Source organism: Streptomyces sp. DvalAA-14 (assembly GCF_900091855.1).
In the GTDB taxonomy this organism is placed as follows: domain Bacteria; phylum Actinomycetota; class Actinomycetes; order Streptomycetales; family Streptomycetaceae; genus Actinacidiphila.
In genome coordinates this window covers 30,954-45,495 of record NZ_FMCH01000523.1, presented here as the reverse complement: position 1 = coordinate 45,495, position 14,542 = coordinate 30,954, and the positions used below count along the sequence as shown (strand labels likewise).

Genomic DNA, 14,542 nt, shown 5'->3' with positions numbered 1-14,542 from the left:
TGTGGGGTCGGACGAGTTCGGGGTTCCGCGCGGCGGTCGGCTCATCCCGCCTGCCAGGCCGTCAGCCCTTCACGGCACCGCCGTTGATGGCGATCCGCTGCCCGTACCGCGTGTACGGGTAGTAGTCGTAGATCGCGTGGTGCTGAACGCAGCGGTTGTCCCAGAACACCAGGGTGCCGGGGGTCCAGTGGACACGGCAGTGGAGGACCGGCCGGCCCGCGGTCACCTCGAAGAGCATGTCGAGCAGCGCCCGGCTCTCCTGGGGTGACAGCTGCGGGATACGGGAGGTATAGGCCCTGTTGGCGTACAGCAGCTTGCGGTCGGTCTCGGGATGCCTCGCGATGAGCGGGTGTTCGCTCCTGGGCACCACGTAGCCCTCGGGCAGGGTGTAGCCCTGGAACGCCTGCGCACCGTCATGGATCGCGGTCAGCGGGTCCAGCAGCGAGCGCATGGCCGGGGACAGCATCTCGTACGCGAGGTGCATGTTGGCGAACATGGTGTCGCCGCCGCAGCCGGGCTCCGGAACCTCCGTGATGTAGAGCATCGACCCCAGCGACGGCTCGGCGTCGGCACTGCCGTCGGTGTGCCAGCCGTTCCCGGCCACGTTCGCCGCCGCCGCGCTCGTGCGGATCTCCAGGATGTGGGGGTCGCCCTGGGCCGGCGGCGGGTCCACCGGCCGCAACTCGCCGAAGCCGCCGGCGAAGCGCATGTGGTCGTCGGCAGTGAGCGCCTGGTCGCGGAAGACCAGCACGTGGTGATCGCGGAAGGCGATCCTCACCTCTTCCCACTGCTCGGTCGTCAGTTCCTTCGACAGGTCGACGCCCGAGACCTCCGCCCCGAGGACCGGGGTGATCCGCTGAACCGCGAGGGTTCTGTACGGGTGTGCGGGTCGCGTCGTCACCGCTTCGAGTGCTTCGAGCTCGTACTGCTCCATGCGTTCCTCCTTGGTCTGTCCGGCAGCCGGCGAGGGCCGGATGCGGGCTGTGTGTGCCGCGGCCCTCAGCGGTCGCCGCGCCGGGATCCGGCGACCGGATCCGGCAGCGCTGTTCTGATGGCCTCGGCCACCGTGTGCACGTGGGGTGGCGCGACGACGCCGTAGTGGCCGGTGGGCAGCCACCGCCGCGAGGAGGCGGGCGGCAGGCAGGCGTCCCACTGGCGGGCCGTCTCCCGCGGATCGACGGGAGCGGGCAGGCCGGGTGAGGGCTGCTCGGCCCACCAGACGACGGTGGGGGTCGAGATGAGCGGACGCACCCGGTGCCCGGCCATGCCGCGCAGGTTGGCCCGGCAGCAGTGGGCGAGCCGTTCGGCGTAGGCCCGCCCGTGCGCGCGTGACGCCGCCTGGCCGCCGCTGTCGAGTTCGGCGGCGAAGACGGCCTCGAGGTGGGTCTCGTCGTACGCGGAGACCAGAGCGCCCGCTTCCGGTGGCGGCGGATCGAGGAGGTAGAGCGCGTCGACCGGCTGCCCGGCGGCTTCGGCGAGACCGGCCATCTCCATGGCCACCCTGGCGCCGAAGGACCATCCGCCGAGCCGCAGGCGGCTCTCGGGGCCGCCGAACCGGGACCGCAGTGCCGTGTCGTAGTGCCGTGCGCGTTCGGCCAGGGACCACTGCGGGGCGGTGGGATCGCGCAGCGCCGGATCGGCGATCAGGCAGACGGTCGGCGCGGGCCCGAGCGACGCCACCAGCGACCGGTATGCCTGCACGTCGCCGCCCACCGGATGCACCAGGCACAGGACGGCCGGGCCGGTGCCCTCCTGCCAGACGTCGAGCGCCGCCCCGGGCGCGCCCGGGACGGCGGCGTGACGTGCGGTCCCCGGGGCGGGTTCGGCCAGGGCGAGGGCTCCCTGGAGGTGTTTCAGGATCTCGGTGAGGTTGACCCGGTGGCTGAACGAGGCCAGGTCGAGTTCGACCCCGAAGGCCTCGTCGACCTTCGTGATCAGGTCCAGCAGCGTGAGCGAGTCGGCACCGAGGTCGTACAGCAGGTCGTCGGGGTCCAGGTGCTCGACGCCGAGCGACTCACGGAGCCACCGGCCGACGAGCCGGGCCCGGCCCTCGGTATCCCCGGTGTCGCCGGTGTCGCCGGTGTCGCCGGCGCCGGCCGTGCCGCGGGCGCCGGCCATCGCGCCGGGTCGCTCCGGCAGGGGGGCCGGCTGCGCCCGGTTCCGGACGGCGGGGGCGTAGAAGGCGCGGGACGCCTCGATGCCGGTGGTGGAGACGAACACCTGCGGGAGTTGGAGGGAGAGGGCACGGGCGAAGACCTCTGTGCCCTCGCGCACGGTCAGACCGACCTCCAGGTGCGCCTGGTGCCTGCTGTCCGCAGCCGGCACGCGGGTCGCCATCCCGGTCTCGCGCCACGCGTCCCAGTTGATGCCGATCCGCGCCGTGCTCTCCGCCTCGTCGCCACGGTACTGCGCGAAGCCGTCGAGAAGGCCCGCGCCGGCCGCGTAGTCGTACTGCCCGACGCCGCCGAGCAGCGCTGACATGGACGAGCAGTACACCGCGAACGCCGGACGGTACCTCTGGATCGCCTGCTCGACGACGAGCGCGCCGTTCTCCCGTGCGGCAGCGGCCTCACGCATCGCGGCGGCCCGGCGCTGCACCAGGAGGCCACCGAATCCCACCCCGGCCGCGTGGATCACACCGTCCAGCCGTGCGGTGTGTCCGGCGACCGCGGTCAGTATCTGGTGCGCCGGCGTTGTCGCCAGGTCCGCCGCGACGAGGGCGACGCGGTCGGCCCAGCGGGTCAGTTCCACCGGCAGGTCGGACGTGCGCGACAGCAGCAGGACACGGCCGCCGGTGTGCTCCAGCAGCCAGGCGGCGATGGCGCGGCCGATGCCGCCCGTGCCGCCCAGCACCAGGTGAACCCCCTCGCTCCCAGGCAGCGCCATGGGTTCGGCCTCCCGCGCGGTCACCGGCGTGCTGCCCGGCCGCCACCAGTAGCCCTGCCGGAGCGCGAGCTGCCGGTGCGGGGCCGGGCCGCCGGAACCGGCCGCACACGGCTGCTCCGCACCGCCGACGACCGAGGCCACGTGCCCCGCCCAGTTGCTGAGTTCGGCGTCGGGGAGGTCCAGCCAGTGGCCGTCCAGGACGCCTTCCTGCGGGGCGACCTCGACCGGTCCGGCCAGGAGCCCCAGCTCCGGTCGGTCGACCGGCCCGGTCACGGGCCGGGCACCGTAGGACAGCCACCAGACCCGGGGGGATCCGGTCCGGCCGGACAGTGCCTGGGCGAGGGCCGCGGTGGTGTCCAGGCAGGCGTGGCGGGCGCGTTCCAGCGTGCCGGGGCCGACCGGGCCCGCCACGGACAGCGGCAGCGCGTGCACCCACTCGACGCCGTCCATGCCTGCGCCGGGGCCCTCCGGTGCCAGGGCGTCGAGCACCTGGCGCAGGGACTCCGGATCGGCGGGATCAGCCTCGAAGACGTCGTGCCCCCTGCGGGCGAAGGCATCGGCCGTGTGCACCCGAACCACACGAGGGGCCATGGCTTCAAAGGGGGTGTACGCCGCCGGCGGCAAGGGCTCCGCACTCACGATCACCACGACGGCGGCACGGCGGTCCGGCCGGACGGCGTGGGTGGTGGCCGCGCGACGCAGCCGGACCCAGTGCGGCTGGTGCAGCCATTCGCCCGCCGGGAGCCGCGAGGGCCCCGTCGTGGAGGCCCCGGCCGCCCGCTCGAAGTCGTACTCCGCCAGCGCGAAGGACGGGGGTGGGAAGTCCCACGGCGCCGGCGCGGGGCCCGCGGGCCAGTCGAAGGGCCGCCCCGCGGTCCAGTCCTCGGCGAGTCGCTGCGCCGCGCGCCCCGTTGCGGGAACCGGTGGGGCGTCCCGGTCCGCGGCGCCGTGCGGGACGTCTCCCGAGGCCACCGCGCGCAGCCAGTGCTCCGCGGAGGCGGCGTCCGGACACGACGCCGCGACCCGCAGGCCGCGGGCCGGACGACCGGCCTGCAGGTGACGGAGTACCTCGTCGTAACGTCCGGGCCGGGACCGGAGGTAGTCGGCGATCCGGGCGGCGTCGGCGCGCAGCGCGTCCGTACTGGTGGCGGAGAGCACCAGGCATCGCGGCACCCCGCCGGCCCTGGCGATGTCGGAGGCGCCGGGCGTGTCGGGGGTGGCGGCGCGTTCCACGATCACGTGGGCGTTGGTGCCGCCGATGCCGAAGCTGCTGACCGCGGCCACCCGCTCTCGTCCGTCCGGCCAGGGCGCGGCCCGGGTGGGGACGTAGAAGGGCGTGGGGTCGGGGCCGATCTCGGGATTGAGGGAGCGGAAGCCGATGTTGGGCGGCAGGGTCCCGTGGTGCACGGACAGGACGGCACGGACGAGCCCCACCACGCCGGCGGCCGCGCCCATGTGCCCGAGCTGGCTCTTGACGGAGGTCAGCGCGCAGCGACCGGACTCGGCCACCCCGAACGCCTCGCGGAGCGCGCCGACCTCGATGGGGTCGCCCAGCCGGGTGCCGGTGCCGTGCGCTTCCACGTAGCCGAGGTCCGCGCCGGTACGTCCGGCCCGGGCGAGGGCTGTGCGGATCACCTCGCGCTGTCCGGCCAGGGACGGGGCGCTGTAACTCATCTTGGCCGAACCGTCGTTGTTGACTGCGGAGCCGCTGATCACCGCGTAGACCGTGTCGCCGTCGCGCCGCGCCCGCCGCAGCGGTTTGAGGACCACGACCCCCACGCCGCTCGCGCCGATCGTTCCGGTCGCGTCGTCGCTGAAGGACCGGCAGGCGCCGTCCACGGAAAAGATGTGCTGCGGGCGGTACCGGTAGCCGGCGGACAGTCCGGGGTCGACGAGCACTCCTGCGGCGAGCATCACTTCGGCGTCGCCCTGCCGCAGCATGCCCGCCGCCAGATGGACGGCGACCAGCGAACCGGAGCACGCCGCCTGCACGCTGAAGGCCGGACCGGTCAGGCCCAGGTGGTAGGCGGCCTTGGTGGCGAGGAAGTCCTTCTCGTGGTGCAGGGCGAGCTGGAAGCCGTCGGGCAGCGAACCGGGATCGGCCTCACGGAGCATGGCCTGGAAATAGGTGTTCTCCCCCGCGCTCGCCACCAGTCCCACCCGGGCGGCCGGCGGATCCGCCAGCCCGGCGTGCGCCAGGGCCTGCACGGATGCCATCAGCAGGTGACGCTGCTGCGGGTCCATCAAGCGGGCCTCATGGGGACTGATGCCGAAGTGGCCCGGGTCGAACTCGAGTGGGCCGTCGAGCATGCTGTGCGCCCCGACGATCCCCTCCGGCGCGTCGAAATGGCGGATGCCGGTGCCGCCCGAGAGCACCAGGTCCCAGAAGGCGGCCAGGTCACCGGCGCCGGGCAGGCGGACCGACATGCCGATGACGGCGATGGGGTCGTCGGTGTCCGGTGCGCCACCCGATACGGCGGCCCGCGTGTGCGCTGTCCCGGTACCGGGAGAGCCGTCCGCGGCGAGATGGCGGGCGAGAGCGCGGATCGTGACGTGTTCGAACAGGTCGGTGACGCCGAAGCGCAGGCCGAGTTCCGTGGTGCAGCGCAGGTGGAACCGCATCAGGGCGAGGCTGGAGGCGCCGGCCTCGAAGAAGGTCTGGTCCGGTCCGATCCTCGCTCCGGTGACCGTCTCGAACGCGGCGGTGAGCTGTTCTTCCGCCCGCGTCAGCCCGGTGCGGGCGACGGCGGAACGGGGTATCTCCTCGCCCCGTGCCCGGGATGCCGCCCTGCGGTCCAGTTTGCCGCTGGGGGTGCGCGGCAACTCGTCAAGCCGCAGAAAGCGGTGCACGCGGATGTGGGCGGGCAGCAGCGCGGACAGGTGGGCCGTCAGGTCGTCCGCGGAGGGGGTCTCGTCGCGGCACTCGAGGCAGGCGGTCAACCGGCCGTCGACATGCGTCACAACTGCGTTCACCACCGCCGGATGGCGCAGCAACGCCGTCTCGACCGACCCGAGTTCCAGCCGGTGCCCGCTCAGCTTGATCTGCTGGTCGTCCCGGCCCACATAGTGCAGCAGCCCGCGGCGGTCGAACCGGGCGCGGTCCCCACTGCGGTAGAACAGGCCCTCGCCGGGCACGTCGACGAAGCGTTCGTCGTCGGGAACGGGGTCGCTGGACACGGGGTCGCCGGGCACGGCGTCGTCGAGGTAGCAGCGCGTGGTCATCGTGCCGCCGATCAGCAACTCCCCGGTGCACCCCGGCGGTACGGGGTCGCCGAGAGCGTCCACCACGCGCAGCAGGGCGCCCGCCACCGGGAGGCCGATGGCGGGGCGCTCGGGCCACCGGTGTGGATCGGCGGCCAGGCACAGGGCGCTCACCACGTGTGTCTCGGTCGGCCCGTAGTGGTTGAACAGACGTGCGCCGGGCAGCTGGGCGAACCAGCGGCGGATCGTGTCGGTGCACACCAACTGCTCGCCGGCGGTGATTACTTCACGCAGCCGGGACGGGAAAACGCCCAGCCGGACCCCGTATTCGGCCAGTAGTTGCAGCGCCACATAGGGCATGAAGATCCGCTCGGTCCCCGCCGACTCCAGCCGTTCCAGGAGCGCGGGGGCGTCCTGGCGCCATTCGGGACGCACGAGGTGAAGGGTGCCGCCGCCGCAAAGCGTCCCGAAGATCTCCTGGAACGACACGTCGAACGAGAGCATCGAGAACTGCTGGGTGGCCGCCGGGGCGCCCAAGCCGCCCGGACCGGCCTGCCATCGCAGCAGGTCGCACAGCGTGCGGTCGAAGATCCGGACGCCCTTGGGCACGCCGGTGGAGCCGGAGGTGAACAGCGTGTACAGCGGCCGGGCGCCCTCGTGCACACGTCCCTCGTGCGACGGAACCGCGGGCGGTGCGGGCGGTGGCGCGGCGCCCGTCAGGACGACCGGGTGGCGTACGACGCCGTCGGGGAGCAGCAGGTCCAGTGCCGGCGAGCTGCCGGGCATGACCAGCACGCACAGCGGATCGACCCGCTCCAGAACGCCGCGCAGCACGGCGGGCGGATAGGACGGGTCGAGTGGAACGGCGGTGAGGTTCAGCCGTGCGAGCGCCAGCAGGGCCGCCACATGCTCGACGGACGGGTCCAGGTACAAGGCCACCTGGCAGGGTCCGCCGTCCGCCGGAATCGCGTACCGGGCGGCCAGTTCGGCGGCGAGCGCCGCGGCGTGGGCGTCGAGCACCGCGTAGCTCATGGTGCTTCCGTCGGCCGCCACCAGGGCGGGGGTGTCCGGGATGCGGGCGGCCTGCCGGGCGAAGCCCTCGGCGACCGTGGTGAAGCCGGGTTCCGGGTCGCCGCCGCGGCCGTGCTCCGGCAACGACTTCCGGTACGGCGCGACCAGTTCCCGCGGGGTCCGCCGCCCGCCGGACACGAGCGCGTCCACGCCGCGCCGCAGCAGTTCGGCCATGGCCTCGACGGCCTCGTCGGCGAGAGCGTCCTGCGTGTACTCCCACACCAGGTCGAGGCCGTCGGCGTGGTCGATCACCGAGACCGTCAGGGGGCACTTGGCCTCCGACGCGGCCCACCACAGGGGCCGGTGCGAGCAACCGGGGAGCCGCAGCGCGCCGAAGTCGGTGTTCTCCAGGACGAAGAGGACGTCGAAGGGGGTGTCGCCCGCCGAGTCCCAGCCGGTCAGCACGTCCGTGAGCGCCACGTCCTGACGTTCCAGCACCTCTCCCACACCGGCCCCCATCGAGGGCCAGTTGCGAGCGCAGTTCCTCGTCGGGCGCGACGGCCACGGGCAGCAGCACCGTGTTCGCCATCATGCCGACGCTGTCCTCGAACTCGCGTACCGGGCGGCCCGCCACCGGGGCGGCGACGCGTGGACGCACGAGGCCGGTCACGCCGTACAGGCTCCAGGCGAAGGCGCCCAACAGCACCTGGAAGCGGGTCAGCCCGAGCTCGGCGCAGACGTGGTCCAAGCGGGCACGGCGCACGACGTCCAGTGAGGTGTGGAGCAGCCGCGGCCGCGGTGCCGGACCGTCGTCCTCGACGGGGAGCGGTTCCCGGGGCTCCTCCAGTCCGCGGTAGTACGCCAGGAGTTGGTCGCGCCGGGCGCGGTAGGCCGGGGTGGCGAACCAGTCGGCCTGCCAGTCGGCGACGTCCAGCGGGGTCGGCGCGGTCCCGGGCCGGTCGGCGGTGATGGCGCCGGCGTAGGCGGCGGACAGGTCCCGCAGCAGGAGGGTCATCGACCAGCCGTCGACGGCGATGTGGTGCAGGTGCAGCAGAAGCGTTCCGCCGTCAGCGCCGTCAGCGCCGTCAGCGCCGTCAGCGCCGTCCTCGCCGGGCAGCCAGCAAGCCCGGAGCATGCGCGGCACCGTCAGGTCGAACGGCTCGGCGAAGAAGCCTTCGGCGAAGGCCCGTGCTCCCGCTTCGTCCCGTGGCCGCGCGTCACCGGGGTCGTGCCAGGGTTCGTACGGGTCGCCCACGACCTGACGAAGGCCCTCCGGCCCGGTCTCGAAGCCCGTCCGAAGTGCCACATGGCGCCGCACCAGATTCCGCAACGCGCCCCGGAGGGCGGCGGGGTCGACAGGCCCCTCGATCCGGAACGCCTGGTTCACGGAGTACGCACGTGAGCCGGGCGCGCGGTGGTGCACGAGCCACAGCCGCTGCTGCTCGCTGGTGGCGGGCCCGACTCGGGCACCGGCGACCCCCGGCACCGGATACCCGCTCCCGGCGCCCCGGCCGGCCGCGGTGACGGCCTGGGCGACCGCTGCGAGATCCCCATGGAGGACGCTCGCCTGCGGTACCTCGCGGCCCCACCGCCGCCGGATCTCGAAGCGGAGCCGCAGGGCCTTCAGCGAGTCCCCGCCGCAGGCGATCCACCGGTCGGCGAGCCGGAGGCCGGTGGTCTGCAGGACCTGCTCGGCCAACTCGAGCACCTCGCGCTGCCGTCGGGTCGCGGGCGGACCGGCGGGCCGGGCCGGGCGCCAGGGCCGGCCGGCCCGCTCAAGGAGCGATGCCTGGTCGACCTTGCCGTTAGCGGTGAGCGGCAGTTCCCCGACCAGATGGATGTGGTGCGGGCGCATGTACGTGGGCAGGCGGTTCGCCAGGTGGCCGGTGAACTCCTCGTAGGTCAGGTCCTGGCGGAGGACGACGAACGCCAGCAACTCGTTCGGCCCCTCCTCGCCGAGGCGGCGTGTACAGACGTACGACTGCAGGACCGCCGGGTGCGCGAGGACGTGCCGCTCCACCTCGCCGGGCTCGATCCGGAAGCCGCGGACCTTGACCTGGCGGTCGGTCCGCCCGACGTACTCCAGCCGGCCCTCGCTGTCGCTCCGGACCAGGTCGCCGGTGCGGTAGTACGCCTCCCGGCCGCCGTCGAGCCAGGGCACGCGCACGAAGCGCCGCCGTGTCTCCTCGGGAAGGTCGCGGTATCCGGCCGCCAACCCGTCCCCGCTCAAGAGCAGTTCGGCGACCTCTCCGGGCGCGGCGACGCGCTCGCGGCCCGGCACGACCAGGATCGCGGCCGTGCGCGGCAGGGGCCGGCCGATCGGCACCACCTCGCCGTCGAAGTCCCGCGGAATCGCGTGGCAGAGCGCGAAGGTGGTGGTCTCCGTCGGGCCGTAGACGTTGAACAGCTGGGTGCGGCTGCCGGTGTTGTGCCGGTACCAGCGCCGGATCACCGAGGCGTTGAGCTGCTCTCCGCCCGCCAGGACCTGGCCGACCGTGGCGAAGCAGTCCGGCACGGCGGTGGTCACCGCGTTGAACAGCGCGGCCGTGACGAAGAGGGTGTCTATCCGCTCCCGTCGCAGCGCCGCGTTGAGCAACTCGGGTGTCTGCACGTCCACATCGCGCAGGATCACGCAGCAGCCGCCGGTCAGCAGCGGTACCCAGACCTCGAAACTCAGCGCGTCGAAGGCCGGGTTGGACAGGCAGGCAAAGCGCATGCCGGGCTCGATGCGGATGTAGCCGGGCTGCGCCAGCCGCAGCACTCCGGCCTCGCGCACCTCAACGCCCTTGGGACGTCCGCTCGTTCCGGAAGTGTAGAACACGAAGGACACCTCGCCCGCGGCGGACGGCGGCTGCGTGGCCGCGCCCTCTTCCGGGACCCGCGAGAGCACACTGTCCATGACCAGCGCCCGAACATCCCGCGGGAGTTCCGTGGCCGTCGCGTCGGAGCCGTGCACCAGCGCCACCGCCGCGGAGTCCTCCAGGATGTAGCGGCGGCGCTCCGCGGGGCTCTGGACGTCCAGGGGTACTACCAGGGCGCCCAGCCGGAGGATGCCGAGCATGACGCAGACCAGCCGCCACGAACGCGGCAGCGCCACCGCCACCGCCTGCCCCGGGGCGACGCCGCTGCGGCGCAGCGCCTGCGCCACGGCGGCGGCCGCGGCGTCGAGCGATGCGTAGTCCAGCCGCACGTCGCCGTCGGCGAGGGCGGGGGCCCGCGGTCCGCGCAGGGCCTGGTGGTGTATCCGCATCGCCAGGCCGTCCGGGGAGCCCGGGTTCCCGGCGCCGGGAGCTTCGGGGGTCTCGTCGGAGTCCGCCATCAGTCCTCCCGCGTGACGGCGAGGGACGAAGGCGGCGCCTCGGCCGGGCCGGTGGAGTTGTCCGCGCCGACGCCGAGCCGGACCAGTTCGGCCGTGAGAACCGAGGCGACGAGGGGCAGTTCGTCGCTCTCCAGCATGTCCCAGTGACCGCAGGCCACGGGTTGGACGGCGAAGCCGCCGCCGGCCCGGCGTCGCCAGAAGGCGCGCAGCCGGGCAGCCGCGTCACCGTTGTTGTCGTCCTCCACGGCCATCGCCTGCATGAGCACCACGCGGGCCTGCGAGTCGGGCACCGCGTAGTCGCGGCCGGTCGCCTGATGGTGGTTGTACACCGCGAGGTAGCGGGCGACCTGGTCGTCGTCGATACCCGGGAACATGCCGTTGAAGCGCACCAGCTTCTCCCGAAACTCCGCCATGCCCGTCGGCGTGATGGCGGCGCGCTGCTCCGCGCCCTCCACGCCCCGGGTGTCGAGCAGGACCACGCTCACCCTCGCGTGTCCGGCCGCCACCAGGAGGCGGCCCATCTCGTAGGCGACCAGCCCCCCGTAGGACAGCCCGCACAGCACCAGTGCCTCGTCCGGGCGGGGATCGACGAGCCGCAGGTACTCCACGGCCATGGCCTCGACGTCCGGCAGCACCGACTCGCCTGGATTGATCCCCGGCGCCTGCAGGCCCAGCACGCCGATGCTCTCCGGGAGCGCCGTGGACAGCGGCAGATAGCAGAAGGCGGTGCCGCCGGCCGGATGGACGCACACCACGCGGTGCGGGCCGTCCCCGGCGCGGAACTCGACCAGGCTGCTGTGGCCGGCGGGCCCGGACGCCTCGGACGGGGCGCTGCGGACGCGCTCCGCGAGCGTTTCGATCGTGGGGCGCAGCATGACGTCCCGGACCGGCAACGCCACTGCGAACTCCTGCTGCACGGCGTGGGCCATCTTGATCGCGGAGATCGAGGTGCCGCCGAGTTCGAAGAAGTCGTCTGAGACCCCGATGTCCCGGTGCAGCAGCACCCGGCGCCAGATCCGGTAGAGGGCCATCTCGACGTGGTCACGGGGCGCGGCCGTGTTGACCTGCCGGGAACGGCTCTCCGCGGCCGCGCTCAGCACCGCTGCCCGGTCCACCTTGCCGCTGCGGTTCAGCGGCAGCCGCGGGAATTCGGCGACGACCGTGGGAATCATGTAGTCGGGCAGCCGGTTCGCCAGCGCACGACGCCATTCGTGGGGCGTCCACGAGGGCCCGGTGTCGCGCCCCACGCCAGCCACCAGGAGCGGGTCGCCCGGCGTCCGGCGGTCCGCCAGGACGACCGCCTCCCGCACACCGGGCACCGCCAGCAGCGCGGCTTCCACTTCGCCGGGCTCTATGCGGAAGCCGCGCAGCTTGAGCTGGTCGTCGCTGCGTCCGAGGTAAGTGGCGTTGCCGTCCGGCAGCCAGCGCGCCAAGTCGCCGGTGCGGTAGAGGCGTTCCCCGGGCACGAACGGGTCCGGCACGAAACGCTCGTCGGTGAGGTCGGGCCGGTTCAGGTACCCGCGTGCCAGGCTCGCGCCTCCGACGTACACCTCGCCGGGCATTCCCACGGGCACCGGGCGCATGCGGTCGTCCAGCAGGTACAGGCGTGTGCCGCGCAACGGCCGTCCGATGGGGCACGATCGCGAGCGGTCCTGCGGATCGGTGTACGCGGTGGTGTAGAGCGTGGCCTCGGTCGGTCCGTAGCCGTAGCAGACACGAAGGCCCGGCAGTTGCTCGCGCATGCGGTGCAGCGCGGCCTCCGGCAGCGACTCCACGCCGGTGAGGAGCTGGCGCAGGCTCAGCCCGGCCAGCCGCCGGGACGGGTCCTCGTCGATCCACAGGATGTAGGACGGGGGCAGGAATGCCTGGGTCACCCGCCGCTCCCGCAGCCAGTCCATGAGGGCCCCCGGGTCGCCGCGAAGCTCGTCGGGAACGAGGTGGAGGACCGCTCCGGTCGTCAGCGGCACGAGGAGTTCGTGCACCGAAGCGTCGAAGCCGATGCTCGACCAGGCCGACGCGGCCTCGCCCGCGGCGTCGCCCATGAGCTCGCGCCAGTGGTCGAGGAGATTGACGACGCTGCCGTGGGTCACCGCCACCCCCTTGGGGCCGCCGGTCGACCCGGAGGTGTAGATGACGTAGGCCAACCGGCCGGGGTCCGGGTCGATCCGCGGCGCGTCCTCCCGCGTGCCCTCCGCCTCGACAGCCGCCAGGTCCTGCCAGGGTCCGCTGCCCGCCGCCGCGGCCGCGTGGTCGGTCAGCACCAGCGCCGGCTCGGCGTCGGCCACCATGGCCGCGAGCCGTTCTGCGGGCTGCCCGGGATCGAGCGGGAGGTAGGCGGCCCCCGCCTTGAGAATGCCGAGGACCCCGACGACCAGCTCGAGCGTGCGCCCGGCGTGTAGGCCGACCACCTGGCCGGGGCGGACCCCGCGGGCGATCAGCGCGTTCGCCAGCCGGTTGGCCCGGAGATCCAGCGTCGCGTAGTCCGCTTCCGCGTCACCGGCGACCACCGCCGGCTGTCCTGGCCGGGTCCGCACCTGATCCGCGAACCGCTCCAGCAGGGCGGCCGGCGCCGGTGTCACCGGATCGCCTCCCCAGCTGAAGGCCGCCAGGAGATCCCGCTGCTCGTCCTCATCCAGCAGGGTGAGGTCGCCGATGTCCGCTCCGGGACGTTCGGTCATCAGCCGGAAAACGCGCAGCAGTTGGCGTGCGAACCGCTCCACGGTCGTCCGGTCGAAGAGGGCGGTGGCGTACTCGATCCCGCCGACCAGGCGCTGCCCCTCGTCGGCAAGGACCGCCACCAGGTCGAACTTCGCCGCGACGTGTGCGTCGTCCTCGCGTACCTCGACGCTCACGCCGGGGAGTTCGAGCTCCTGCCCCATGGAGGGAACCCAGGCGACCATCGTCTGGAACAGGGCCGTGCAGGCCGGGCTCCGCGGCGGGTTGACCAGCTCCACGACCCGTTCGAACGGCAGGTCCACCTGGGCGAGGCCGTCACGCAGCCGCCGGTTCACCCGCTGCAGCGCCTCCCCGACGGTCGGTGAGCCGCACAGGTCCGCGCGCACGGCGAGGGTGTTGGCGAAGAAGCCGATGAGTCCGGCGACGTCCCCCCGCCGGCGGTTGGCCGTCGGCGCGCCGATCACGATGTCCTCCTGCCCGGAGAGCAGGGACATCAGCACCGACCAGCCGGTCAGGACCGTCGCGTACAAGGAGGCCCCGTGGTCCTTCGCCAGGGTTCGCAGCGCCTGGGCGAGGTCGTCGTCGACGACCACGGGCACCCGGCCGCCGCGGAAATCCTGCTCGGGAGGACGGGGCCGGTCGGTGGGCAGGGAGAGTACGGCGGGGACCCCGGCCAGCGCACCGGTCCAGTACTCGGCGCACGCGGCGGGCTCCTCTCCTGCCATCCAGTCCCACTGCCAGCGGGTGTAGTCGCTGTACTGCCAGCGCAGTTCCGGCAGCGACACGTCCTGCCCGCCGTGCAGCGCGGCGTACAGCGCACTCAACTCCCGTAGCAACAGGGACTGGGACCAGCCGTCGAATATGAGGTGGTGGGCCGTGAGCAGCAGGACGTGGTGGTCCTCGCCGAGCACGAGCAGGCGGCCGCGCGTCATGGCCTCCTCCCCGAGACGGAAGGGAGTGTCACCCACCGCCCGCTGCGCCTCCGCGAGGCGCTCGCCCGCGTCCGGCAGCCCGGTCAGATCCTCGACGGTGACGGGGAAGCCCGTCTCCGGGGGATCGACGACCTGGAGCGCCGAGCCCTCGGCGGGCACCAGCCGGGTGCGGAGCGCTTCGTGCCGGGCGGCGAGCAGGTGCAGTGCCCGGACGAGCAGGTCCGCGTCCAGCGGCCCCCTGAGGTCGAAGTTCATGCGCCCGTGGTACGCGGCGCTGGCCTCCCCACCCATCTGCGCCAGGACCCACAACCGCTCCTGCGCCAAGGACAGGGGGGCGGGATGGGACGAGGGATCGCCGGCGGGGCCTGACGCCGATGAGGCGGACGGGGCGGACGGGGGAACGTGGCCGGTGGCGATGCGAGGCACAGGGTTCCTTCATGAGAAAGGAAGACGGCGAAACACGTGTATGTAACCTGTTTGGGTGGTGTGTGTACCCGAAAGAGCGACGGAACGCCCA

General features: G+C 73.3%; 3 protein-coding genes and 1 pseudogene. All 4 read right to left on the bottom strand.

Annotation, left to right across the window (positions count from 1 at the left end):
• Positions 1 to 61 precede the first annotated feature (61 nt).
• The 4 genes and pseudogenes from GA0115240_RS28260 to GA0115240_RS28250 all read right to left on the bottom strand — a co-directional run bounded on the left by GA0115240_RS28260 (position 62) and on the right by GA0115240_RS28250 (position 14,451).
• Entirely contained in the window at positions 62 to 934 is an 873-nt protein-coding gene (locus GA0115240_RS28260) for a TauD/TfdA dioxygenase family protein (RefSeq protein ID WP_093740984.1), read from the bottom strand.
• A gap of 65 nt (positions 935 to 999) precedes the next feature.
• Positions 1,000 to 7,605: an SDR family NAD(P)-dependent oxidoreductase gene (locus GA0115240_RS28255; protein WP_256070040.1), complete on the bottom strand. Its 6,606-nt coding sequence runs from the start codon at positions 7,603 to 7,605 to the stop codon at positions 1,000 to 1,002.
• An 82-nt stretch (positions 7,606 to 7,687) separates the two neighbouring features.
• Positions 7,688 to 10,348, bottom strand: a pseudogene (locus GA0115240_RS38730) (amino acid adenylation domain-containing protein); the annotation flags it as partial.
• Between the two features lie 68 nt (positions 10,349 to 10,416).
• Entirely contained in the window at positions 10,417 to 14,451 is a 4,035-nt protein-coding gene (locus GA0115240_RS28250; protein WP_093740982.1) for a non-ribosomal peptide synthetase, read from the bottom strand.
• Between the last annotated feature and the right edge of the window lie 91 nt (positions 14,452 to 14,542).